The organism is Klebsiella sp. 141161, assembly GCF_050600815.1.
GTDB classification, from domain to species: Bacteria; Pseudomonadota; Gammaproteobacteria; order Enterobacterales; family Enterobacteriaceae; genus Klebsiella; species Klebsiella aerogenes.
In genome coordinates this window covers 756,778-781,684 of record NZ_JAQIRN010000001.1, presented here as the reverse complement: position 1 = coordinate 781,684, position 24,907 = coordinate 756,778, and the positions used below count along the sequence as shown (strand labels likewise).

Here is a 24,907-nt window from a genome sequence, read left to right as displayed (position 1 = left end):
TGTTGTGATTCCTGTATTTACCAGGATAACAAGCATAAAAAAGCCTCCATAAGGAGGCTTTCCCATCACTGAAGGCGATTACTCGACGGTCAGAATACGGGTGGTGTTGGTGCTGCCAATGGTGCTCATCACGTCGCCCTGGGTGACGACCACCAGGTCGCCGGAGACCAGATAGCCTTTATCACGCAGCAGGTTAACCGCATCGTGCGCGGCGGCAACGCCGTCGTTATGGCTATCGAAATGCACCGGCGTCACGCCACGATAGAGCGCCGTCAGGTTCAGGGTGCGCTCGTGACGGGAGAGGGCGAAAATCGGCAGGCCGGAACTGATACGCGAAGTCATCAGCGCGGTGCGGCCGGACTCGGTCATGGTGATAATCGCGGTAATGCCTTTCAGGTGGTTGGCCGCATACATCGCCGACATGGCAATCGCTTCTTCGACATTGTCGAACTGGACGTCAAGACGGTGTTTGGAAACGTTGAGACTTGGGATCTTCTCTGCGCCCAGGCACACGCGCGCCATCGCGGCGACGGTTTCTGACGGATACTGGCCGGCAGCGGTTTCTGCGGACAGCATTACGGCATCGGTACCGTCCAGCACGGCGTTCGCCACGTCCATGACTTCCGCACGGGTCGGCATTGGATTGGTGATCATCGATTCCATCATCTGCGTGGCGGTGATGACCGAGCGGTTAAGCTGGCGAGCGCGGCGAATCAGCGCCTTCTGGATACCCACCAGTTCCGGATCGCCGATTTCCACACCGAGATCGCCGCGAGCCACCATCACCACGTCGGAGGCGAGAATAACGTCGTCCATGGCATCCTGATCGCAGACCGCTTCCGCACGTTCGACTTTGGCGACGATTTTCGCATCGCAGCCAGCGTCACGGGCCAGACGGCGAGCGTAGTTCAGGTCTTCGCCGCAACGCGGGAAGGAGACCGCCAGGTAATCAACGCCAATTTTTGCGGCGGTAACGATGTCGGCTTTGTCTTTATCGGTTAATGCTTCTGCAGACAGCCCGCCGCCGAGTTTGTTGATACCTTTATTGTTAGATAGCGGGCCACCAACGGTAACTTCGGTGAAAACTTTCATCCCCTGTACTTCCAGGACCTTCAGCTGCACGCGACCATCGTCGAGCAGCAGGATATCGCCTGGCACGACGTCCGCCGGCAGGCCTTTATAGTCGATGCCGACTTTTTCTTTATCGCCTTCACCTTTACCCAGGTTGGCGTCGAGCAGGAATTTGTCGCCAATGTTAAGGAAAATTTTGCCTTCTTTGAAGGTAGAGACACGGATTTTCGGCCCCTGCAGGTCGCCGAGAATCGCTACGTGACGGCCCAGTTTTGCTGCAATTTCACGGACTTTGTCTGCGCGGAGCTGGTGATCTTCCGGGGTACCGTGAGAGAAGTTCATGCGTACGACGTTAGCGCCCGCGGCGATAACCTTTTCGAGGTTGTTATCGCGGTCAGTTGCCGGACCTAAGGTCGTTACGATTTTGGTTCTGCGAAGCCTTCTGGACATGTAATACTCCGTTGACTAAAACAACTTTGGTGTTGCGTGAACATGGATTCGGTAGCGCCAAATCCGCTAACGGGCGGAACTGCTACGCTGCCGAGACATAATTGGTCTCTGACTTATAATGACTATTATTGTTTATCACTACTCATGAGTAGTTCTTTATCAAAGCGCGATTCCTTCAGCGCTTCCTTGACCCTCTTCAAGTTATCTCTGAATTTTGCTCCGCGGCGCAGGGTGAAGCCGGTCGCCAGCACATCAATTACCGTGAGCTGGGCCAGACGCGACACCATTGGCATATAAATATCGGTGTCTTCCGGGACGTCCAGCGTAATGGCCAGCGTCGACTCCCGCGCCAGCGGGGTGCCGGCTGAAGTAATGGCAATGACCATAGCATCGTTTTCACGCGCCAGCTGCGCCAGCTCAACCAGGCTTTTGGTGCGCCCGGTGTGTGAAATGATGACCACCACGTCATCATCGTTACAATTCATACAGCTCATGCGCTGCAGGACAATATCGTCGGAGTAGATGACCGGGACGTTAAAACGGAAAAATTTATTCATCGCGTCATGCGCGACGGCGGCTGAAGACCCCAGGCCGAAGAAGGAAATTTTCTTCGCCTGGGTAAGCAGATCCACTGCCCGGTTGACCGCCGACATATCCAGCGCGTGATGCACCTGATCGAGGCTGGCCATTGCCGATTCGAAAATTTTCGCCGTATAGGATTCGACGCTGTCGTCTTCATCGACATTACGGTTAACATAGAGGGTACCGTGTGCCAGACTTTGTGCCAGATGCAGTTTAAAATCGGGGAAGCCCCGGGTTTCCAGGCTGCGACAAAATCGGTTTACGGTCGGCTCGCTGACGCCGGCTTCCAGCGCCAGGGCCGCAATGCTTGAGTGAATGGCCTGCGCCGGGGTGGCAAGAATGACTTCCGCCACTTTGCGTTCAGATTTGCTAAGGTTTTCCAGTCGGGACTGGATTTTTTCCAGCATGTTCATTGTTTACAGGCGCTCATCAATGGAAACGATTTCATTAATGGGTGAAATCATCAGGCGTTTTAGCAAGAATATACCCCTCCGCAATCAGAAGCGGTGAGGAATGACGAGAAAAAATGTCGTTTTTTTTCATTACATGATCAGAGTCGTATTTTACTAACTGAAAACCAGACGAAACAACGAACATTCTTAGCCTGATGCCCAATTTGTCGGCGAACGCTTTTCCTCTATGTGCGGTAACGTCGGGAAAGCACCGCCAAGGGTTTCAGGAAATTCGTAAACACAGTACAGTGCAGCGTAAGAAAATTACAAATTTAGCCTGGCATAAGCACCAGACTATCAACTGAGGAGAATGACATGGCGGTAACGCAAACGGCCCAGGCATGCGATCTGGTCATTTTCGGCGCGAAAGGTGACCTCGCGCGCCGTAAACTGTTGCCTTCCCTGTATCAGCTTGAAAAGGCTGGCCAGATTAACCCTGAAACCCGCATCATCGGCGTAGGTCGCGCCGATTGGGATAAAGACGCTTACACTAAAGTCGTACGTGAAGCGTTAGAAACCTTCATGAAAGAGAAAATCGACGAAGGTCTATGGGATACCCTGAGCGGTCGTCTGGACTTCTGTAACCTTGATGTCAACGATACCAGCGGCTTTACGCGTCTGGGCGAAATGCTGGATCAGGAAAACCGCGTCACCATTAACTACTTCGCGATGCCGCCCAGCACATTCGGCGCTATCTGCAAAGGTCTGGGCGAAGCGAAGCTGAATGCCAAACCCGCGCGGGTGGTGATGGAAAAACCGCTCGGAACCTCGCTGGAAACCTCGCGTGAAATTAATGACCAGGTGGGTGAGTATTTCGAAGAGTGCCAGGTTTACCGTATCGACCATTACCTGGGCAAAGAGACGGTACTGAATCTGTTGGCGCTGCGCTTTGCTAACTCCCTGTTCGTCAATAACTGGGACTGCCGCACCATTGACCACGTTGAAATCACCGTGGCGGAGGAAGTGGGTATTGAAGGCCGCTGGGGTTATTTCGATCAAGCCGGGCAGATGCGCGACATGATCCAGAACCATCTGCTGCAGATCCTGTGCATGATCGCCATGTCGCCGCCGTCCGATCTGACTGCCGACAGCATCCGCGATGAAAAAGTGAAAGTGCTGAAATCGCTGCGCCGTATCGATCGCTCGAACGTGCGTGAGAAAACCGTCCGCGGTCAGTACACCGCCGGGTTCGCGCAAGGCAAAAAAGTACCGGGCTATCTGGAAGAAGAGGGCGCTAACAAATCCAGTAATACGGAGACCTTTGTGGCCATCCGCGTGGATATCGATAACTGGCGCTGGGCTGGGGTTCCGTTCTACCTGCGTACCGGTAAACGCCTGCCGACGAAATGCTCCGAAGTGGTAGTTTACTTCAAAACTCCGGAACTGAACCTGTTCAAAGAGACCTGGCAGGAGCTGCCGCAGAACAAATTGACCATTCGTCTGCAGCCAGATGAAGGTGTGGATATTCAGGTGCTTAACAAAGTTCCAGGCCTCGATCACAAGCATAATCTGCAGATCACCAAGCTGGATCTGAGCTACTCCGAAACCTTCAATCAAACTCACCTGGCGGATGCCTACGAACGCCTGCTGTTGGAAACCATGCGCGGTATCCAGGCTCTGTTCGTGCGTCGCGATGAAGTAGAAGAAGCGTGGAAGTGGGTAGACTCCATAACCGGCGCATGGGCGGCCGACGGCGACGCGCCGAAGCCTTATCAGGCAGGTACCTGGGGCCCGGTGGCGTCGGTGGCGATGATCACCCGCGATGGCCGTTCCTGGAACGAATTCGAGTAAGTGTATCGTTAATCCGGGAGAGTTATTTTACCGGTAACATGATCTGGCGCAGTCTGGCGCATAATTTTTAATCTTTTAAGCCCCGGGAGGATTCACCCCCGGGGCTTTTTTTATTACACTGCCCGTAGACATTTTGCCCCTGAGCCCCAGTGGTGGTGCCATTTACACCATTCTTCGACGTCATCGCGCGGTGGCCGGACAGATAAATTTTGAGGAGCCTCTATGAATTCGACAATGTTACGGGTAACAAATCGCATTATCGAACGGTCGCGCGAAACCCGCTCAGCCTACCTCGCACGGATTAATCAAGCCAAAAGCGATACCGTCCATCGTTCACAGTTGGCCTGCGGCAACCTGGCGCACGGTTTTGCCGCCTGTCAGTCAGAAGATAAAGCGTCGCTGAAGAGCATGTTGCGCAACAACATCGCCATTATCACCTCCTATAACGATATGTTGTCCGCCCACCAGCCTTATGAACATTATCCGGATATCATTCGCAAAGCCTTGCACTCCGCCAATGCGGTAGGGCAAGTGGCCGGCGGCGTGCCGGCAATGTGTGACGGCGTGACGCAGGGCCAGGATGGTATGGAGCTGTCGCTGTTGAGCCGCGAAGTGATTGCCATGTCTGCCGCCATCGGTCTGTCGCACAATATGTTCGACGGCGCGTTGTATCTTGGCGTATGCGATAAAATTGTTCCCGGACTGACCATGGCGGCGCTCTCCTTCGGCCATCTGCCGTCGGTATTTATTCCGTCTGGCCCGATGGCCAGCGGCCTGCCGAATAAAGAAAAAGTGCGCATTCGTCAGCTGTACGCCGAAGGTAAGGTTGACCGTATGGCGCTGCTTGAATCTGAAGCCGCCTCTTATCATGCGCCGGGCACCTGTACCTTCTACGGTACCGCCAACACCAACCAGATGGTGGTTGAGTTTATGGGCATGCAGTTGCCTGGTTCCTCGTTTGTTCATCCGGACGCTCCGCTGCGCGAAGCGCTGACCAGCGCCGCCGCGCGTCAGGTGACGCGCATGACCGGTAACGGCAATGAGTGGATGCCGCTGGGCAAAATGATTGACGAAAAAGTGGTGGTCAACGGTATCGTTGCGCTGCTGGCGACCGGCGGTTCCACCAACCACACGATGCATCTGGTGGCAATGGCGCGCGCGGCGGGCATTATCATTAACTGGGATGATTTCTCCGATCTTTCCGATGTGGTGCCGCTGTTGGCGCGTCTGTATCCAAACGGTCCGGCGGACATTAACCACTTCCAGGCGGCAGGCGGCGTGCCGGTACTGGTTCGCGAGCTGCTGAAAGGCGGATTGCTGCACGAAGATGTCAACACGGTTGCCGGCTTCGGGCTGTCGCGTTACACCATGGAACCATGGCTGAATAACGGCGAACTGGACTGGCGTGAAGGGGCGACCGCGCCGCTTGACGATCAGGTCATCGCTACCTTCGAGAAACCGTTCTCCCGCCATGGCGGTACCAAAGTGCTGAGCGGTAACCTCGGTCGTGCGGTAATGAAAACCTCCGCAGTGCCGGTTGAGAACCAGATTATCGAAGCGCCAGCGGTCGTCTTTGAGAGCCAGCACGACGTGCTACCCGCGTTTGAAGCGGGGCTGCTGGATAAAGATTGCGTAGTCGTCGTACGCCATCAGGGGCCGAAAGCGAACGGCATGCCAGAATTACATAAACTTATGCCGCCACTTGGTGTATTATTGGACCGCCGTTTCAAAATTGCGCTGGTCACCGATGGCCGACTTTCCGGCGCATCAGGCAAGGTACCGTCAGCCATCCATGTAACTCCTGAAGCCTACGATGGCGGGCTGCTGGCGAAAGTGCGCGATGGCGACATCATTCGCGTTAACGGGCAGACCGGCGAGTTGACCCTGCTGGTCGATGAAGCCGAACTGGCCGCCCGCCAGCCGCATATTCCTGACCTGAGCAGCTCGCGGGTCGGTACCGGCCGCGAGATGTTCGGCGCGCTGCGCGAGAAGCTCTCCGGAGCCGAGCAGGGCGCAACCTGCATCACTTTTTAAGACGATTCGATTTGTAGATCTGGCGAGAGAAAACTCTGATGAAAAACTGGAAAACAACTGCAGAAGCAATCCTGACTAACGGCCCGGTCGTACCGGTTATCGTGGTGAAAAAGCTGGAACACGCGGTGCCGATGGCGAAAGCGCTGGTTGCAGGCGGTGTACGCGTTCTGGAAGTCACGCTGCGCACCGAGTGCGCGCTGGAAGCTATCCGCGCTATCGCCAAAGAAGTGCCGGAGGCGATTGTCGGCGCCGGCACCGTGACCAACGTTGAGCAACTGAAAGCCGTTACTGAAGCAGGCGCGCAGTTCGCTATTAGCCCGGGCCTGACCGAATCCCTGCTGAAAGCGGCGACCGGCGAAGGCACTATCCCGCTGATCCCGGGTATTAGCACCGTATCCGAGCTGATGCTGGGCATGCAGTATGGCCTGAAAGAGTTCAAATTCTTCCCGGCGGAAGCGAACGGCGGCGTGAAAGCGCTGCAGGCGATTGCGGGTCCATTCGGCCACATTCGTTTTTGCCCGACCGGCGGCATCTCTCCGGCGAATTACCGCGACTATCTGGCGCTTAACAGCGTGCTGTGCATCGGCGGCTCCTGGCTGGTTCCAGCCGACGCGCTGGAAAACGGCGACTACGATCGCATCACCAAACTGGCCCGCGAAGCGGTAGAAGGCGCGAAATAATTTCTGCGCCTTAAATGACAGAAGCCCGGCGGCGTGAGCGACCGGGCTTTTTTTATCCCTTCACGACAACCGCGGCGGCGGCGGTTTTGGCGCGGCTGATGGCTTCATCGACGTTATCAGCAACCGCCAGCGTAACGCCCAGGCGACGCGCGCCGGCGATTTCCGGTTTACCGAACAGACGCAACTGCAGACCCGCGCCGACGGCGGCCTGCAGATTGCTAAAGGTCACGTTCTCACTGGTTAGCTGCGGTAAAATCACCGCCGATGCCGCCGGGCCATACTGGCGGATGGCGCCGATCGGCAGGCTAAGGAAGGCGCGAACGTGCAGGGCGAATTCCGATAGATCCTGCGAGATCAGAGTGACCATACCGGTATCGTGTGGGCGAGGGGAGACTTCGCTGAAGATCACCTCATCGCCGCAAACGAACAATTCAACGCCGAAGAGCCCATATCCACCCAGCGCCAGCACCACTTTGCGGGCGATCTCCTGCGCGCGTTGCAGCGCGAGATCGCTCATCTGTTGGGGCTGCCAGGATTCACGGTAGTCGCCATCTTCCTGACGATGGCCTACCGGGGCGCAAAAGTGGACGCCGTCGACGGCGCTGACGGTGAGCAGCGTAATTTCAAAATCAAAATTTACCACTCCTTCGACGATGACGCGTCCGGCGCCTGCGCGCCCGCCCTGTTGAGCGTATTGCCAGGCGGCGCTGAGCTGCTCAGCCGAGCGGATAAAGCTTTGGCCTTTACCCGAGGAGCTCATCACCGGCTTAACGATACAAGGCAGACCAATTTCGGCGACGGCAGCGCGGAAGCCTTCTTCACTGTCGGCAAAACGATAGGCAGAGGTGGGAATTTGCAGCTCTTCGGCCGCGAGGCGGCGAATGCCTTCGCGATTCATGGTGAGTTTTGCGGCTCTCGCCGTCGGCACTACTTTTTGCCCGGCCTGCTCCAGCTCAACAAGCGTGTCGGTGGCAATGGCTTCGATCTCCGGCACGATATAATCCGGTTTTTCTAAGGCGATCAGTTCACGCAGCGCGTCGCCGTGCAGCATGTTGATGACGTGAGAACGATGGGCCACCTGCATCGCCGGCGCATCGGGATAGCGGTCGACGGCTATGGTTTCAATACCCAACCGCTGGCATTCAATGGCGACTTCTTTTCCGAGCTCGCCGGAACCTAACAACATTACCTTCGTGGCCGCGGGGCGCAGCGCGGTACCTAATAAAGTCATAACCTACTCTCAGCGTAAACAGAACATGCCGCGCATTATAAACGAAAACGTTTGCGTCTGTCTTTACACGCGTAAGTTGAGAACAGCGGCGAAATTTGATATACTGTATATAAATACAGTATAAAGAGGCTGCACAATGGCGGTTGAAATCAAATACGTCGTGATCCGTGAAGGTGAGGAAAAAATGTCTTTTGCCAGCAAAAAAGAGGCCGATGCTTACGACAAAATGCTCGATTTGGCAGAGGTGCTCAATGACTGGCTGGTCGCGTGCCCGCTGGAATTAGATGAAGCTCAGCGTGACAATATGTCGATGTGGCTGGCCGAGCGCAAAGACGCCTTACACCACATTCTGAAGTCAGGGAAATTGCCGGAAGCAGAAGATCATGCTGATGCGGCGGCAGAAATGCCGGAGTCGGCAATTGCCGAGGCTGAGTCCTCTTCCGCCGAAGAAGGCGCCGCAAAAAAGCCGCGGAAAGTGAAAGCTGCCTGATAACCGGGCGCAACGGAAATTTTCGCATCTTTAGCCAGCCATAACATTTCCTGACGTCTCGTCGTTTAGGCTGATGGCATCGCATCTCGCGCTATGAGGAATGTTATGGCTAACTGGCTTAATCAACTTCAGTCCCTGCTGGGCCAGCAGGGTAACCCCGTCTCCGCTGAAAAGTCGTCATCCGCTAAAAACCTGCTGCCCGGCGCATTGGGCGGTCTTGCGGGCTTATTGGTCGCCAGCAAGTCATCGCGCAAGCTGCTGGCGAAATATGGCACCGGCGCGCTGCTGGTTGGCGGCGGCGCGGTGGCAGGCAGCGTGCTGTGGAATAAGTATCAGCAAAAAATGCGCGGCCAGCAGGCGGATATCGTGACACAGACATCAACAGCGCCTGCCCAGGAACCGGTTGTGCTTGATGCGCGCAGCGAGCGGCTGATTACCGCGCTAGTCTTTGCCGCCAAAAGCGACGGTCATATTGACGAGCGTGAACGTCAGCATATAGAAGAGCAGTTGCGAGCGGCGAACATCGACGTGCAGGGCCGGGTGTTGATCGACAGGGTTTTAACCCAGCCGCTCGACCCGCAGCGGCTGGCGCAAAGCGTGCGCGATGGGCAAGAAGCGCTGGAAATTTACTACCTCAGCTGTGCGGTAATTGATATCGACCATTTTATGGAGCGCAGCTACCTGGATGCGCTCGGTGACGCGCTCAAACTGCCTGAAGATGTCCGCGAAGAGATAGAACGCGATGTTCAGGCGCAAAAGCAGGCGCTTGATTCTTAAAAGAGAGCGTTCCGCTTGCATCGCTGGCCACTTTTGCCACCCTTATAGACACGACATCGTTCAGGGCGCACGATGCCCTGAGTGATTTTGTGATTCCATAATAAGACGCAGAAGAATAACGCATGCTACCGAAAGCCAAACGGATCCCCCACGCCATGACGCTACATGGCGACACTCGCATCGATAATTACTACTGGCTGCGCGATGACGAACGCGCGCGCCCGGAAGTGCTGGATTATCTCCATCAGGAAAATGACTACGGTAAAAAGGTGATGGACTCGCAAAGCAGCCTGCAGGAGCGGGTGCTGAAAGAAATCATCGATCGCATTCCGCAGCGGGAGGTCTCCGCACTTTATAGCAAAAATGGCTACCGCTATCGTCAGGTCTATGAACCCGGCTGTGAATACGCGATTTACCAACGTCAGTCAGTGCTCAAAGAAGAGTGGGATGAATGGGAGATTTTGCTCGACGCCAACCAGCGGGCTGCGAAAAGCGAATTCTACACTCTCGGCGGATTAGGCGTCGCGCCGAACAACCAGCTGATGGCGGTGGCGGAAGATTATCTTTCACGGCGTCAGTACGGCTTACGTTTTAAGGATCTGAACAGCGGCGAATGGTCGGCTGAAATCCTGGAAAACGTCACGCCAGGATTCGCCTGGAGCAACGACTCGCGCTTCCTGTGGTATGTGCGCAAACATCCGACGACGCTGCTGCCTTATCAGGTCTGGCGGCATGCCATTGGCACCACCGCAGATAACGATGTCCTGGTCTACGAAGAGAAAGACGACACGTTTTACGTCAGCGTGCATAAGACTACCTCCCAGCAGTTTGTGGTGATTTATCTTGCCAGCGCCACCACCAGCGAAGTGTTATTACTTAACCCGGAGCTTCCCGATGCGGCACCGGTGTGTTTTTTGCCACGACGTAAGGATCATGAATATAGCCTCGACCATTATCAGCACGCGTTTTATCTGCGTTCTAATCGCGAGGGCAAAAACTTCGGTCTTTACCGCACCGTGCTCCGCGATGAAGACCAGTGGCAGACGCTGATCCCAGCGCGTCCTGACGTGATGCTCGAAGGCTTTACTCTATTCACCGACTGGCTGGTGGTTGAGGAGCGTCAGCGTGGCTTGACCAGCCTGCGGCAAATCAACCGTAAAACGCGAGAAGTGGTAGGTATCGCCTTTGACGATCCCGCCTACGTCACCTGGCTTGCCTATAATCCGGAACCGGAGACCTCGCGGCTACGCTATGGTTATTCATCAATGACTACTCCGGATACGCTGTTTGAGCTGGATATGGATACCGGCGAGCGGCGGGTTATCAAACAACAGGAAGTGCAGGGCTTTGACGCTGCCTGTTATCGCAGCGAACATCTGTGGGTGACAGCGCGTGACGGCGTGGAGGTGCCGGTATCGCTGGTCTATCACCGCGAACACTTTCGTAAAGGGGCCAACCCGCTACTGGTGTACGGCTATGGCTCTTACGGCGCCAGCATGGACGCCGATTTTAGCGCCAGCCGTCTGAGCCTGCTGGATCGCGGTTTTGTCTTTGCAATAGCTCATATTCGCGGCGGCGGCGAACTTGGCCAGCAGTGGTATGAAGACGGCAAATTCCTCAACAAAAAGAATACCTTTAACGATTATCTGGACGTCTGCGATGCGCTGCTGGCGCAGGGATATGGCGACCCTAAATTATGTTATGGCATGGGCGGCAGCGCCGGCGGCATGCTGATGGGCGTGGCGATTAACCAACGACCGGAGTTGTTCCATGGCGTAGTGGCGCAGGTGCCGTTTGTTGACGTACTGACCACCATGCTCGACGAATCTATTCCGCTCACTACCGGTGAGTTTGAGGAGTGGGGAAACCCGCAGGACGAAACCTATTATCACTATATGAAGAGCTATAGCCCCTATGATGGCGTATCTGCCCAGGCTTATCCGCATATGCTAGTGACCACCGGGCTGCATGATTCGCAGGTGCAATATTGGGAGCCCGCGAAGTGGGTGGCGAAGCTACGCGAGCTGAAAACCGACGACAATCTGCTGCTGCTATGTACCGATATGGATTCCGGGCATGGCGGCAAGTCGGGACGGTTTAAAAGCTACGAGGGCGTGGCATTGGAATACGCCTTTTTAATCGCCCTCGCGCAGGGGACTTTGCCCGGCAAGGTGGAAGTGTAGCGTTACTCGCCGAGATAGTGTTTAAGGGTCAGACGCAGTTCCGGGCTCATCCGGTCCAGGTTATTGAACAGCCAACGTAAATAGCCTGGATCGTTTTCCGCCACTTCCGACACCTCTTTGCCGCGATATTTGCCGAAGGTAAAGGTAGTCAGCAGCGCCGGGCGGCCGGTAATGTTGGCCATTTCATCCGGCGACCAGCCGGAGACCTGCATAATATCCAGCAGTAAGGCGGCGGTGATATAGCAGTCGTACAGCGCGCGGTGGTGATGCAAACCCGGCGGGGTAGCTACGCTCAGCTTGCGCGACTTATACAACCCCATATTGCTGTACTTAATCCCCGGCCACAGGCGGCGCGCCAGCTTCATAGTACAAATCCACTCGCCGTTCATTTCCGGTAATACCCGGCGATCGAAACTGGCGTTATGGGCGACATACCATGGGCTGCCCTGGTAGTGCGGCACGATTTCTTCAATCCAGGGCTTATCGGCCACCATCTCTTCAGTAATGCGATGGATTGCCATTGCCTGCGGGCTGATTGGGCGGTCAGGGCGCACCAGATGACTCATGGGATTGGTTATCTGGCCGTCGATGATATCGACGGAGGCAATTTCAACAATGCCGCCCTGCAAACCGCAGGTTTCGGTATCGATTACGCGCAGCATGGCTTACTCCTCGCCAAAAACCCCAGCGTAATAGAATGCGCGGCGGTTGCCAATGGGCAGAATCTCAAGGAATGAGCAATCATTTCGCTTTCGGTTCATACGGCAGGCGGGAAAGTGACACGGATGCCAGACGGTGCGCGATCAGTCGTTCACGAAACCAGTCGCGCAGGTGAGCGGGTTGCTCTCGTTCGACGAGATCGGCAACGACGGGCATATTGTAGCGTTCTTTAAAAGCGACGCCGGCCGCTGCGAGGTCAACGTTGACCTTGTCCATTTCATCTTGCGAAATTTTTGCCAGATTATTTGCCATCAGTACCTCCTTCATTACGGCGCAAAAGTTACTAAGCGTGACGCTGAAAGGCAAGTCCCGGATGCTTAGCTCGACTCTGCTATTATACAGGGTTATTCTCTGTCCAACATACATAACAAAAAGGAATGACGTTAATGCGAAACATTGCCGGACGCGCGCTATACGCCGCCGTATTTCTCAGCGCTATGTTGACCACCGCCAGCGCTTTTGCCCATGCCCATCTCCAGCAACAAATCCCGGCGGCCGATTCGACGGTCTCAACGTCGCCGCAGGCGCTCACCTTAACCTTCAGTGAAGGGGTGGAAACCACTTTCAGCGGCGTGACCCTCAGCGGTCCGCAGAATAAACCAGTGGCTACCGGCAAATTGGCCCGTAGCGACGGTAATAAAGCGCAATTAACGCTGCCGCTGAATGAACCGCTGGCGGCGGGCGAGTACACCGTAGAGTGGCATGTGGTCTCCGTTGACGGCCATAAGACCAAAGGGCAATACCACTTCAGCGTGAAATAAACCATGCTGTCGGGAATATATGTCGGCCTGCGGTTTGTCCACTTCATCTCATTGATGACGGCCTTCGGTTGCGCGCTGTACGGCGCATGGTGGGCGCCAGTCTCGCTGCGTCGCCTGTTGATGCAGCGTTTTTATCCTCTGCTGCGCTATCTGCTAATGATTAGCGCTATTTCAGCCACCTTGATGCTGATGGCGCAGGGTGGGTTGATGGGCGATGGCTGGAACGATGTCTGGCAACCCGCAATCTGGCGCGCTGTTATCGGGACGCAGTTTGGCGGCGTCTGGCTGTGGCAGATGGTACTGGCGTGGATTGCGCTGACTGTCGCGTGGATCAAACCGCGTCGCCCGGCGCGTCTGTTGTTGCTGCTATTTTGCGCGCAGTTGTTGTTAATGGCAGGCGTGGGGCATGCGGCGATGAACGATGGTTGGACTGGCGCATTACAGCGTACTAATCACGCGCTACATCTGTTTTGCGTCGCTGCCTGGGCCGGTGGGCTGCTGCCATTTGTCTACTGCCTGCGGCTGGCGCGCGGGCGCTGGCGTCAGGTAGCCATAACCGCCATGATGCGCTTTTCACGTTACGGGCATTTGGCCGTGGCTGGCGCGATTGCCAGCGGGATTGGCAATACGCTGTTGATACAGGGGCGGCTGATTGGCGATTCACCGTGGGGAGTGATGTTGTTGTTCAAATGTGCGCTGGTCGCCGGGATGGTAGCAATTGCGCTGGTGAACAGGTATGTTCTGGTACCGCGAATGTCAGGTAACGGCTCGTGGGCGGAACGAACTATTTTACGCACTACACAGCTGGAAATGGCGCTTGCCGCGCTGGCGATACTTGCCGTCAGCCTGTTCGCGACCTGGCAACCTAATTGAATTAACTGGCTAAATGATGAAAAAAATCGTTCTGACAATGTTGTTACTGGCAAGCTCAGGCGCCGCGTTGGCGGCGCCACAGGTGATTACCGTGAGCCGTTTTGAAGTGGGTAAGGACAACTGGGCGTTCACCCGTGAAGAAGTCATGTTAACCTGCCGCCCGGGTAATGCGCTGTACGCCATCAACCCGAGCACCCTGGTGCAGTATCCGCTGAATGATGTCGCCGAGCAGGAAGTGAAGGCCGGTAAGACTACCGCACAGCCGATTTCCATCATTCAGGCTGACGATCCGCAGCATCCGGGGCAAAAAATGAGCCTGGCGCCATTTATCGAACGAGCGCAAAAGCTTTGTTGATAATGACCTATATCACTTTGTTTTAAAGGTAAAAAAACCGCCGGCGTTTGATAAGAGAACGCGGCGGTTTTTTGTTATTTGTCAGCAATTTTTCAACCACTTTTGTCGCGGACTGGAAAACCTGTCACAGTCATCTATTCTTATAAGGCAAGGCGACTTAGCCTGCATTAATGCCAACTTTTAGCGCACGGCTCTCTCCCAAGAGCCATTTCCCTGGACCGAATACAGGAATCGTGTTCGGTCTCTTTTTATCTGTTATTCAGCGAGTTACACACATCCCGCTGAGAGTGCTCAAACGGCCGAATGCTGAACTTTCTACCTTATATCACAACCAAAACCAGCTTAACATTATTTTTACATAAAAATTGCCGTCCTGCCGTTACGGCAACTCCGATACCCAAAATGCGGCTTTAGTGAAATGGCGCAACTTTGATGTGTGAAGATCAAAGAGAGGGACAGCCCCCTTTTTATACGGCCAACTTTGTCTCATGCGCTTTAACAGAATGTCTTTTTATATAGTATTTAAACACTTTCATCGCGGGTAATTCTATGAGTCGATATGATAAATAAGAGAAGACGAAAGTCAGGCTGAGTATAGCCGCGACTTTTATAACCCCTGGGATATCACTCCAAATCCAGTTGGTATGAATTCTGATGTACTGGTTAATTGCATAATGAATCAGATACATCGAATATGAAATATTGCCCAGGAAATGCAGGAACTTATTTTTGAACATTGCATTTCCGGCTTCAAAGTATAATGCTGTGAAGAATATTAAAAATGCCCCGTAAAAAATACCAGCCTTGAATATTAAGCCATGACCGCCATTGACATATAACATCGTCAAATATATTGTTGATAATATAATTAAGGCTTGTTCAACGAGTTTGCTTCTATATTTTACAAGCCATCCTCTTAGTTCGAAAAGAGCCATCCCAGCAATGAATTCCCATGTGATTGTGGTACTAATAATTTTGAGTGGAACCTGATACCAATGTTGTACTAATATATTTGCAGACACATATCGGTTGAACTCAAATGCTCCATTATATGTGATCTGAGATATGACTGTTAATGCTATTAAGAACAGGGAGCATAGCACGGATCTGTATTTATGCGATACTTTCATAGCTACTGAAAATACAATATAAAAATAAATTTCATAGGTTAACGTCCATGGAGTCCCCATCAGGTTAAAGTCATACGCAGGAGCGGGGGCGGAGTAATTTTTATGAAACAGAAGTAATGATTTAATCATGGTCGATAGGTTAGCGTCGCGAAAAACGGTAACGCAATAGAATACCCAAACAATAAAAAGACAAGGGTAAATTCGAACAAGTCTTTTCCCCAGGAATAAAACCGTATTTTCATTACCATGTCTTGTAGCATAGGCAATAATAAACCCACTAATTATAAAAAATATATCCACACCAATCCTTCCGGCATCGAATAAATGCCCCCATTCATCCCCCATATACCAGGAAATGTGAAGTAGTACGACTAATAATGCTGCTATGCCGCGAAGATAATGTATTGATAATATTTCTTGCTTGCTGTTCATTTAATCAACAACCTGAGGGGGGATTTCCGCAGATGTTACCACTTACAATGCGGGCTCTCAGCATAAATAAGAGGGGGTGGTGATCTACAAGTATTAGCAATTATTGCACTCTGTTTTTATTTTTCATTATTATCAATTGGTTATGGATTTTTTGTTTTAGATGTTCATTTTTTTTGTTACTTTTTCAGAAAATATTTAATATAAATCGATGCGGTGTTTTAGCTTTTTATATATTGTTCCTGTATGGGTTGTTTGTTGGTATTTGAGGTGTGAATGATTTATTGACGGATTTAGAGATTAAATTAGCTATAACGCTCATATTTATATGCCAACCTAAACGTCAGGTTAACTTGCAGTTACCGATCATCAGATGTCAGTTATCCCGATATGGCGGCCAGATCATATCAGCTCCTCTACCCTGGTGGAGCATGGGGTAAAAGGTTGCTAAAAGTGTGTTACATCGTAGCTCTATCGCATGGGGACCGTTGAGAACGTAGCCATTCTACCGGTTGCAATTCACGGTATTGCTAGCGTGTTGCTGTTAAAAGGCAGTGGGTGTGTAAAAACACAACAGAAAGAAGACACCTGCACACAACCAGACCCATAGTGCAGGTGAAAGATGGGTCTACATCGGAAGTCAGTAGTATACCTATTTGTATGATAAATTAAATGAGGCAATGATGTAATGTTATGCAATTAATGCGGTTCTTAGAGGGGCGAAGAGGTTTTGCCGCTAATTGATAAAGATAGAAATAAATCCATGGACGGTCAGCATGTTGGCATTTATTCCGGGGCGATTAACGTAGGATAGAGTAAGGTTTCCAGATAGCTGACCAATACCCATATCTCGTCACTGAAAATAAACCACAGCGCGCTAACTAAAATAAGCAGGATAACCAGCAGCAGGAAAATCTCAGTTTTACTCATGGGTCAATGGCCAACTTAAACCAATTATCAACAGGCCACGATATTAACCAAAGAATGTACAAATGAAAACGCCGTTATTAAAAACGGCGAATCTTTTTCGTAATAAGACGTGAATATTTATTTTACACTTAGCAGATTAGCCACCTGTACGGCCATCTCATCCATGAACTGGAAACGGCGGCGATATTCGGCGCGCTTTTTACTGGCGATACTCTCCAGCGATTTTCTTTCCAGCTTCAGCGGTAGGCGCCAGCGATAACTATCGTCACGCACGCCTTCAATTGATTGCCAGAACTCATCGTAGCTGGCGTGGAAGTGCCGGCCTTTACTTAAACGATAGCGCAGCGCGCGAAACACATGACCATTATCGCTGACGCCGTAAATAGCCTGAATATTGCTTCGGGCGGCCAGCAGCCAGATGAACTCCAACAGCAGGCGTTTGGGAAACAGACCGTAGCAGGCGCGGGTTGCGTGTTTAATGACGTCATGGGAAACATGCCGACGCGGCCCCTGCAGGCCGCCGATGACCAGTTGCCACTGCCCTTGATGGCGGACTACGCTAAACGTGGCGCTGGCCAACAGTTGCTGCTGGCTATCGCGAAGCCAAAGAGTCGTTTCACCTTCTCGTTCGGCTTTGCCGGCTGACGAGGCAAAGAGCGTGAAGGCCGCATCATCTTTAGCGGACAGGGTCAGTAACGGTCGTTCTGACGGCGATATCATGGCCGTTGCCAATCGGTTCTCGCCCAGCGAGTCGACGTACTGATAGTGGCTAATGATAGCCTGGGAACGCTGACGGGCGTTAAGGTCGCGCACTAAATACTGGCGATGTACTTTACCTGGCAGCGTAGCCTGCGCCGCCAGCAGTTGGCGGAAATCACCACGCGCAGAAAGGGTGTCCAGCATCTCGCGGGTCGGCTGATAGAACAGTGCCGTACGCAGCAAGAATTTGAGCCGATAATTGCGTTTTTGCCAGATTGGCGCAGGCGTGATACGCCCCATTACGAGATCGGCAATCAAATTTGAGCGTTGCTGAAGTGTGCATGATGAATGCAGGCTATTGTCCGTCACGATGTCATACCTCGTCATTATTTTATTTTTATTTTACGGATCTCGCGGGACAAGCTTAATGCTTCGCCAGACTATATTTACGCCTTGTTTAACGTTGATTGACGTATGTATTTCTAACCACGCCTTCAGTCATATTTTGTATAATTAACTGAGGGGGTGGAAATATGTATCAGCGCGTAGAAGGTAGCGCCTGGCGTAATATCTGGCTGGTGGGCGATCTACATGGTTGTTTTGATTTATTAATGTCCCAGCTGCGGCAGCGTAAATTTGATCCCTGGCAGGATCTTCTGATCTCTGTTGGCGATCTGATTGACCGTGGGCCGCAAAGCGTGAAATGTCTGGGCTTGCTGCATTGCCGGTGGTTCAGAGCGGTGCGCGGCAACCATGAGCAAATGGCGCTGGATGCGCTGGCGAGCGGGGAAATGGCGCTGTGGACGATGAACGGCGGCGGCTGGTATCCAACCGCCTCACAGGAACAGAAACGGTTAGCTGATTTGCTGTTTAACCGCTGCCGGGATGTGCCGTTAATCATTGAACTCCGCTGCCAGGATACCACCCACGTGATTGCCCATGCCGACTATCCCGCCAGCGTTTATCGTTGGCAGTTGCCCGTGGACGAGCATCAGGTGCTCTGGGGCCGCCAGCGTTTAACCGATCATCTGGCGGGACGGCACGGAGAGATAGCCGGGGCGGATCACTTTTGGTTTGGCCATACGCCGCTTAAACGCCGTTACGATAGCGATAACCAACACTACATTGATACCGGCGCGGTGTTTGGCGGAGAGCTAACGCTGGTGCGGCTGCAGTCGGCTGTTTAAAAGTCGCTATATTCCGTCGCCGGACGCCAGAAGCCGTCGATAAAATCTTCTACCGGGAAACAGCCTCCCTGGCGAATTCGTTGGTCGTCCATAGCGACGAGGCATTGTCGTTCGCTATCATAGACGTCCACTACGATGTCTTCGCACCCGCCGTCCAGATAGCAAATGAATAATACTAAGGCAAACATCCCGCCCTCATTAGCGAATGAACATAAGGTAAGTGTAGGGGAAGTTAGCGCAGCGGGGGAGGGATATAAATAACCCGTCTCAGGCGACGGGTTCATTTGAGTCAGGCAAGACGCATGACCCAGGCATCGGATTGGCGGTCGTAGTGTTTACGGTAAAGCACAGAATGTTCGCCATTAAGAATGGCGGGAACGCTGGTTTCGGCATCCCAGGCGTCTAATTGCATGCATAAGTCAGGATCGGATTTGCAAGGAATGCTTAACGTTCGCTCACCCTGTGACTCGCCATGCAGCTCGGCGTCGTCGATTTCAAACGCGCCGATTCGTACATTAGTTTTACTCATCATTCACCCCGTTTGTCTGCTGAGTTGTGGTACGACCAGTTAGGCCGTCATTTTTCAGCGTAGACAACGGGGAGTATATCGCCAGTCAAAAAGTGCGCTTTTTGGCGCGCGGTCACGACTTTCCGGCGAAAAGTTTGCCGTCGCGCACCAGTTCGCGAGGGTAACTGTTTTTCAACCGCGATCCCACGCGCTTGGCGAGTCCTAATGGCGCGCCCTGGAAAGTGACAATCACTTCATCCTGCCGCGGCGGCGTCTCGGGATAGACATCGCGCCCACGATACCACTCTTCCGCTTCCGCTAAGGTGAGCTCAAACGGCTCCTCTGGCGCAGCAAGCGCGATCGCTGCTTCATGCTGCCAGCGGTAGCCTTTGTTATGCGTTTCAGCGAGGCGAATTCCGATGCGCGAAAAACGAACCCTGCCGATTAACGCTTCCAGTTCTTGCGGGAACAGCCAGATTTCTTTATCGCGTTGCCATAAACGAAGATGCTCTGCCCATTGCAGGCCAACGGCGTTGGCGGCTGCGGTGACAGCCGCTGCCTCACGTCCTTTCATCGGTGCGAAAGGGAACTTGCCCACTTTATAACCTGGCGCAGGTAGGGGATCGATAGAGGTGGTTTTACGCAGGCGGGCAACGAAAAAACCCTCACAATCAAAAATCTGCGGGAATACGTGCAGGAAACCTTCGTCGGTGAGCGCTTCGCGAGCCTGCGGGAAGAGTGAATCCAGCGTCATGACTTCAACCGCCTGCGGATAGGTTTGCAGCAGCCAGTTAACCACTTCCTCGTTTTCTTCACGGTTCAGCGTACAGGTGGAGTAGACGAGGGTACCGCCAGGACGCAGAGCGTGAAATGCGCTGTCAATGAGTTCTCTTTGCGTGCCGGCAATCTCCTGATTACTTTCTGGAGACCAGTTTTTTAGCGCGTCGGGATCTTTACGCACTACTCCTTCGCCCGAGCAGGGGGCATCGAGCAAAATCGCGTCGAAGCACTCAGGCAGAGCGGCGCCGAAGACGCGCCCGTCGAAGTGGGTGAGGGCAACGTTATTAATGCCGCAGCGGCTGATATTGGCGTGCAGCACTTTCACCCGGCTGGCAGAAAATTCGTTCGCCAGGATCGCTCCGTGGTTGCTCATCCGGGCGGCTATCTGCGTGGTCTTGGAACCCGGCGCAGCGGCGACGTCCATCACTCGCTCGGGCATTTCACCATCGGCGAACAGCGCCGCCACCGGCAGCATCGAGCTCGCTTCCTGAATATAAAATAGCCCGCTCAGATGCTCGGCGGTGCTGCCCAGCGGGAGTACATCGTCATCATCACGCTCGATCCAGAAACCCTCTGCGCACCACGGGACCGGCGTTAACTGCCAGCCGTAAGGGGCGACCAGTTGCAGAAAATCAGCGACCGTAATCTTCAACGTATTGACGCGAATACTGCGGCGCAGCGGGCGCTGGCAGGCGGCGATGAAGTCATCGAACGAAAGATGCGTTGGCATTGCCGCACGCATTTGAGCGAGGAAGAGTTCCGGGAGAAAGACAGCGTTTTGAGCCACGAGCAGCGCACCACAAGCAAAAAGGGGGCGCAGTTTACCATAAACGCCCCGGAGCGGGACACCGGGGCGTTCAGGCATTGGAGAGAATTAATTAGGCAGCGCCGTTCCCCAATCGCGCCACTCTTTTGGCTCGCTTTCCAGCAGCAAGAAGTGTTTGCCATCCTGCGCTTTCGGCGCCAGCGGCGTTCCCGGCGGGGTGGCAAAGGCGATACCGCCGCGGATAAACTGGTTGAAGGTACCTGTTTTCACCACTCCGCCAATCAGACCGAAGTCGAGGCTATAGCCGGAAGCCAGCCAGAACACCGAGTTATTGCGCACTAAGTACTGATAACGCTTACTGATACGCAGCTTAACCATAACGCGGTCGGACATCGAGCCCAGCGTCAGCCCGGTCACGGTACCCACTTCCAGGCCGCGGAACAGCACCGGCGTACCAATATCGAGCGAACCGGCTTCCGGCACTTCGACGATAATGCTCAGGCCGTCGATGTAGCGCGAATCGGTGATGGTGGTGTCCTGAATCTCGAAGTCGCGGCGCGGCGAACCACGGCCAGGTTCAACATTGATATACGACTGGAAGATCGTGTCCAGATGTTCAACGCCGGCGGCAGAGATCTGCGGCGTAATCACCGAGAAGCGGGTACCGGCACGGGCAAAGGTGCCGACATATTCCGGATAAAGCACCGCTTTCGCCTGAACTTCATTTTTTGCCGTAATCAACTCCAGCGACTGGATCTGGCCGATGTCGATACCGAGATAGCGAATCGGCATACCCGCCGCCATTTTACCCGCATCGAAAGCGTGCAGCGTAATCTGGCCGCCCACCGCGCGGGCGGCGGTTTCGGAGGCGTACAGGATACGCTTATTGTTCAAGCGCGCGTTGGCGCTGCTGCCGTTGAGGTTATCAAAGCTGATGGCGCCTTTCAGCGCGCGAGCCAGCGGCGACGCCTGCACGGTTAGCCCATTACCGTCGAGTTTTACCTTCGCGCCGCCTTCCGCCCAGAAAACGCTGTTATTGGTTAACAAATGGCGATATTCCGGTTTGATATGCAGATCGATATCGAAAGCGTTGCTGCGCGGTTTCACCGAGATGATCTCGCCGACGGCGAATTTGCGATACAACACTACCGAGCCTGCCTGCACATCGGGCAGCGTTTCCGCGGAAAGACTCAGCGTGGTGGTCGGGATTTCACTGAGGCTATTTTCCTGCGCTTTTTCCAGGTTGGCATACAGCGGATAGCTGTTGTGCATTTCCCCTTTTTCACCGGGGATGATGCGGATCCCGCCATCAACCCATTCGCTGGCGCTGGCGCCAAGTACCTGCACGCCATCCAGCCCAACTTTCACATCAAGGCGGCTGTTGACGACAAATTTGCTATCGCCGCGTACCAGATTGCGATACTCCGGCGAAATGGCGACCTGGAAAGTGACACCCTCTGCGGTGAGCTTGCGTTCCAGCACCTGGCCGACCTTAACGCCGTGTAGCATCAGCGGCTGGCCGGCAGAAATGCCATAGCTTTCCGGCGCCGATAGCGTCACGGTGGCGACGTTGGGCTCTTCCAGTAGCGCTTTATCGGCTGCCATAACCATAAAGTGATTTCGCGGTTCGCCGTCACCAGGGACCAGCTCGAAGGTGTTGCCGGTGAGTAGAGCGCTAACGCTTGGGTTATCCAGCGAGATTTTCGGCTTCTTCATTTGAATCAGCGTCTTATCCCGAAGCAGGGTGACCACGCTCGGGTCGACGGTCATCTCACCGCTAACTTTACCGCCGGGATTGAGATTGAGTTTGGTTAACTGACCTACTTCCAGCCCCTGGTACATTAGCGGCGTAGAGCCCGCCTTCAACCCATCGCCGTCGGGTAGCTCCAGCGTCACCAGCACCCCGCGCTGGCTGTGCGCCAGATCCTCATACAGGTTGTACTCGTCGTTTTGCGCCGCCGCTTTGGAGTCGTCAGGCGAGTCAAAGGCAATGGCGCCGTTAACTAACGCGGAGAGGTTTTCCAACTGGACTTTGGCACCGCTCAGGCTGACGTCGGCTTTAATCCCGGAGACGTTCCAGAACCGACTGCCTTTTTTAACAAGATTGGTGAAGCGACGCTCGATTAATACATCAATCGTCACCCCCTGATTGTTGGCGTTGAGCGTGTAGTCATACACCCGGCCAACCGGAATTTTACGGAAATAGACCAGCGAGCCGCTGTTCAGCGAACCGAGATCTGGCGCCTGCAGATGAATCATCAGTTCGCCGTTGTTGATGCGATATTTTGGCTGAGTATCCAGGGCGACGAAGTGATCTTCCGGTTCGCCTTTACCTGGCATCATGCCGATATAGTTACCGCCGACCAGCGCATCCAGCCCGGAAACGCCGGCCAATGAAGCCTTTGGCGTCACCAGCCAGAACTGGGTGTCTTTGCGCAGCGCGTCTTTCATATCGCTCTTCACGCTGGCGGAAACTTCGATCTTGCTGAGGTCCTTACTCAAAGAGATATCCTGTACCGTACCAACCTCTACCCCTTGATAGCGGATAGGGGTACGTCCCGGAACAATCCCGTTTGCGGACTGGAAATCGATGGTAATCGTCGTTCCCCGACCTTCAAAGCTGGTCCAGATGAGCCATCCGGCAATCATCAGCGCGATGACCGGCAACAGCCAGAATGGCGAGATACGGCGTTTGGTTTTTATTTTGGCTTCAGTCGGCGAAGCGGGCGTTTCCTGACTCATGAGCGTCCCAAAGTAAGCGGCTGTCCAGCCATTCAACTGCAAGGATAGTTAAAATTACCGCGCCGCCGAAATACACCGCCGCCGGCCCCATGGTAAAAGCCAGGAGCTGATCGCGGTTTATCAACGACATGGTTAATGAGATAACAAACAGATCCAACATCGACCAGCGGCCGATCCAGGTAATCAGCCGCAGCAGCAGGATACGCGTACGTAGCCCCTGTTCGCACTTGAATTGTATGCTGACCAGCAGGGTAAATAACACTATAACTTTGGTGAATGGTACCAAAATACTGGCGATGAACACTACGCCGGCGATTGCGATGTTGCTGTTGGCGAGTGAAATGATCCCCGAAAGAATCGTATCTTCCTGGCGCGCGCCATTGACGTAGATTATCGAAATCGGTAGCAGGTTGGCCGGCAGCAGGAAAACCAGCGACGCAATCAGGGCCGCCCAGCTACGCTGCAGGCTTTGCGGCCGGCGATGATGCAGCGAAGTATGGCACCGGCGGCAGCGGCCGCGGGAGTCGCGATAACCGGTATAGTGACAGCCGGTGCAAACCTGAAGATTGGTGTCGTAGCGCATGGCCGGGCGTTCGGGATAAAAACGCTCCCACAACTCTTCCACGTTCATGTGGATGAGCGTCAGGATGCTGAGTAGGGTCAGTGCGATAAAGGCGATCAAGCCGATGCCGGGCTGCAGGAAGGCATAGTCCTGGACTTTTATGGAGGCGACGCCGATACCGACCAGATAAATGTCCAGCATCACCCACTCTTTCAGTTTGCCGAGCATCAGCAGCACCGGCCGCAGGTTCATCCCCAGCACGTTGCCAAGCCAAAGGTAGGCGATGGAAACTACCAGCAGGACGGGCGCAACCACCGCGCAGAAGAGCACCATCGCGGCGGTAATGGGATCGCCCTGGTTGGTCATCTGCCAGATCCCCTGCAAAACGTTGGCGTCAATACGCACGCCGAGCAGATGCAAACGCAGCAGCGGCTCGCTCCAGGCGAACGGCATCAGCAACATCATCGTAAACGCCATACTGGCGAGCCGGGAGAGGGACCAATCGCGGCCGTCACGGACCTTCGCGTTGCACCGCGGACACCAGGCGCATTGATTTCTTTTCACAACCGGTATGCGGAACAGCATGTCGCACTGCGTACAGCGCTGATAGTGCGCATGCGGCGTTGGCGAACTGACCGAATGAACGGTAATCTTCTTCGTCGGCGTGATTGAGGGTGTTTTTATCAGCATTTATTACGTTCGGGAATGAATGTATCCCACTATA

The 24,907-nt window shown here is 53.9% G+C and carries 22 protein-coding genes and 1 pseudogene; 10 read left to right on the top strand and 13 right to left on the bottom strand.

Features of this window, described 5'->3' with window-relative positions; genetic code table 11:
- Positions 1 to 78: 78 nt before the first annotated feature.
- Positions 79 to 1,521, bottom strand: coding sequence for a pyruvate kinase (pyk, locus tag PGR79_RS03725; RefSeq protein ID WP_015365996.1), 1,443 nt, complete (start codon positions 1,519 to 1,521; stop codon positions 79 to 81).
- 125 nt (positions 1,522 to 1,646) lie between these two features.
- Positions 1,647 to 2,551 (bottom strand): annotated as a pseudogene (locus tag PGR79_RS03720) (MurR/RpiR family transcriptional regulator).
- 319 nt (positions 2,552 to 2,870) lie between these two features.
- On the opposite strand from PGR79_RS03720, the gene zwf reads away from it, so the two are divergent.
- The 3 genes from zwf to PGR79_RS03705 all read left to right on the top strand — a co-directional run bounded on the left by zwf (position 2,871) and on the right by PGR79_RS03705 (position 7,060).
- On the top strand, positions 2,871 to 4,346 hold the full coding sequence (zwf, locus tag PGR79_RS03715; protein WP_045390321.1) for a glucose-6-phosphate dehydrogenase: 1,476 nt from the start codon (positions 2,871 to 2,873) through the stop codon (positions 4,344 to 4,346).
- A 222-nt stretch (positions 4,347 to 4,568) separates the two neighbouring features.
- A complete protein-coding gene (gene edd / locus PGR79_RS03710) occupies positions 4,569 to 6,380 on the top strand; it encodes a phosphogluconate dehydratase (RefSeq protein ID WP_087860541.1) in 1,812 nt (603 codons plus the stop codon).
- A 38-nt stretch (positions 6,381 to 6,418) separates the two neighbouring features.
- Positions 6,419 to 7,060: a bifunctional 4-hydroxy-2-oxoglutarate aldolase/2-dehydro-3-deoxy-phosphogluconate aldolase gene (locus PGR79_RS03705; protein ID WP_015366001.1), complete on the top strand. Its 642-nt coding sequence runs from the start codon at positions 6,419 to 6,421 to the stop codon at positions 7,058 to 7,060.
- A gap of 52 nt (positions 7,061 to 7,112) precedes the next feature.
- Here the strand turns inward: PGR79_RS03705 and purT are convergent, their stop codons facing one another.
- Positions 7,113 to 8,291, bottom strand: a complete 1,179-nt coding sequence (gene purT / locus PGR79_RS03700) for a formate-dependent phosphoribosylglycinamide formyltransferase (protein ID WP_113373570.1) — start codon at positions 8,289 to 8,291, stop codon at positions 7,113 to 7,115.
- A gap of 136 nt (positions 8,292 to 8,427) precedes the next feature.
- Here purT and PGR79_RS03695 point away from each other — a divergent pair, with 136 nt between their 5' ends.
- From PGR79_RS03695 to ptrB, 3 genes are all read left to right on the top strand, one after another.
- A complete protein-coding gene (locus PGR79_RS03695) occupies positions 8,428 to 8,781 on the top strand; it encodes a YebG family protein (protein WP_113373571.1) in 354 nt (117 codons plus the stop codon).
- 105 nt (positions 8,782 to 8,886) lie between these two features.
- Positions 8,887 to 9,558 carry a tellurite resistance TerB family protein gene (locus tag PGR79_RS03690; protein WP_113373572.1) on the top strand — a complete coding sequence of 224 codons (672 nt, stop codon included), beginning with the start codon at positions 8,887 to 8,889 and terminating at the stop codon, positions 9,556 to 9,558.
- A gap of 122 nt (positions 9,559 to 9,680) precedes the next feature.
- Complete coding sequence (gene ptrB, locus PGR79_RS03685; RefSeq protein WP_113373573.1) at positions 9,681 to 11,741, top strand: oligopeptidase B; 2,061 nt, start codon at positions 9,681 to 9,683, stop codon at positions 11,739 to 11,741.
- Between the two features lie 2 nt (positions 11,742 to 11,743).
- Here the strand turns inward: ptrB and exoX are convergent, their stop codons facing one another.
- Together exoX and PGR79_RS03675 are read right to left on the bottom strand one after the other, a co-directional pair.
- A complete protein-coding gene (gene exoX, locus PGR79_RS03680; RefSeq protein ID WP_430921079.1) occupies positions 11,744 to 12,403 on the bottom strand; it encodes an exodeoxyribonuclease X in 660 nt (219 codons plus the stop codon).
- Between the two features lie 79 nt (positions 12,404 to 12,482).
- Positions 12,483 to 12,713: a DNA polymerase III subunit theta gene (locus tag PGR79_RS03675; protein ID WP_015366007.1), complete on the bottom strand. Its 231-nt coding sequence runs from the start codon at positions 12,711 to 12,713 to the stop codon at positions 12,483 to 12,485.
- Positions 12,714 to 12,847: 134 nt separating this feature from the next.
- Between PGR79_RS03675 and yobA the strand changes: the two genes are divergently transcribed.
- Genes yobA through PGR79_RS03660 form a run of 3 tightly spaced genes read left to right on the top strand, consistent with a single transcriptional unit; the run spans position 12,848 to position 14,450 of the window.
- A complete protein-coding gene (gene yobA, locus PGR79_RS03670; RefSeq protein ID WP_087860547.1) occupies positions 12,848 to 13,222 on the top strand; it encodes a CopC domain-containing protein YobA in 375 nt (124 codons plus the stop codon).
- Positions 13,223 to 13,225: 3 nt separating this feature from the next.
- Positions 13,226 to 14,095 (top strand): copper homeostasis membrane protein CopD, encoded by an 870-nt coding sequence (gene copD / locus PGR79_RS03665; protein WP_113373574.1) that lies wholly within the window; start codon positions 13,226 to 13,228, stop codon positions 14,093 to 14,095.
- A 13-nt stretch (positions 14,096 to 14,108) separates the two neighbouring features.
- A complete protein-coding gene (locus PGR79_RS03660) occupies positions 14,109 to 14,450 on the top strand; it encodes a YebY family protein (protein WP_087860549.1) in 342 nt (113 codons plus the stop codon).
- Positions 14,451 to 14,917: 467 nt separating this feature from the next.
- Here the strand turns inward: PGR79_RS03660 and PGR79_RS03655 are convergent, their stop codons facing one another.
- The 3 genes from PGR79_RS03655 to PGR79_RS03645 all read right to left on the bottom strand — a co-directional run bounded on the left by PGR79_RS03655 (position 14,918) and on the right by PGR79_RS03645 (position 18,025).
- Complete coding sequence (locus PGR79_RS03655; protein WP_113373575.1) at positions 14,918 to 16,012, bottom strand: acyltransferase family protein; 1,095 nt, start codon at positions 16,010 to 16,012, stop codon at positions 14,918 to 14,920.
- 783 nt (positions 16,013 to 16,795) lie between these two features.
- On the bottom strand, positions 16,796 to 16,939 hold the full coding sequence (locus tag PGR79_RS03650; RefSeq protein ID WP_113373576.1) for an Ecr family regulatory small membrane protein: 144 nt from the start codon (positions 16,937 to 16,939) through the stop codon (positions 16,796 to 16,798).
- A 117-nt stretch (positions 16,940 to 17,056) separates the two neighbouring features.
- Complete coding sequence (locus tag PGR79_RS03645) at positions 17,057 to 18,025, bottom strand: VirK/YbjX family protein (protein WP_162750163.1); 969 nt, start codon at positions 18,023 to 18,025, stop codon at positions 17,057 to 17,059.
- Between the two features lie 146 nt (positions 18,026 to 18,171).
- On the opposite strand from PGR79_RS03645, the gene pphA reads away from it, so the two are divergent.
- Positions 18,172 to 18,825: a protein-serine/threonine phosphatase gene (gene pphA, locus PGR79_RS03640; RefSeq protein WP_113373578.1), complete on the top strand. Its 654-nt coding sequence runs from the start codon at positions 18,172 to 18,174 to the stop codon at positions 18,823 to 18,825.
- On the opposite strand, the gene PGR79_RS03635 is transcribed toward pphA, so the two are convergent.
- The 5 genes from PGR79_RS03635 to yebS form a co-directional block, all read right to left on the bottom strand.
- Positions 18,822 to 19,013, bottom strand: a complete 192-nt coding sequence (locus tag PGR79_RS03635; RefSeq protein ID WP_045376105.1) for a YebW family protein — start codon at positions 19,011 to 19,013, stop codon at positions 18,822 to 18,824. The two genes, pphA and PGR79_RS03635, sit on opposite strands and share 4 nt — an antisense overlap.
- A 101-nt stretch (positions 19,014 to 19,114) precedes the next feature.
- Positions 19,115 to 19,354, bottom strand: a complete 240-nt coding sequence (locus PGR79_RS03630; protein ID WP_015705939.1) for a YebV family protein — start codon at positions 19,352 to 19,354, stop codon at positions 19,115 to 19,117.
- Between the two features lie 112 nt (positions 19,355 to 19,466).
- Entirely contained in the window at positions 19,467 to 20,900 is a 1,434-nt protein-coding gene (rsmF, locus tag PGR79_RS03625) for a 16S rRNA (cytosine(1407)-C(5))-methyltransferase RsmF (protein ID WP_113373704.1), read from the bottom strand.
- 87 nt (positions 20,901 to 20,987) lie between these two features.
- Positions 20,988 to 23,621, bottom strand: a complete 2,634-nt coding sequence (locus tag PGR79_RS03620; RefSeq protein WP_113373579.1) for a PqiB family protein — start codon at positions 23,619 to 23,621, stop codon at positions 20,988 to 20,990.
- Positions 23,590 to 24,873 carry a membrane integrity lipid transport subunit YebS gene (gene yebS / locus PGR79_RS03615; RefSeq protein WP_015705937.1) on the bottom strand — a complete coding sequence of 428 codons (1,284 nt, stop codon included), beginning with the start codon at positions 24,871 to 24,873 and terminating at the stop codon, positions 23,590 to 23,592. The genes PGR79_RS03620 and yebS overlap by 32 nt, the downstream gene beginning before the upstream one ends.
- Between the last annotated feature and the right edge of the window lie 34 nt (positions 24,874 to 24,907).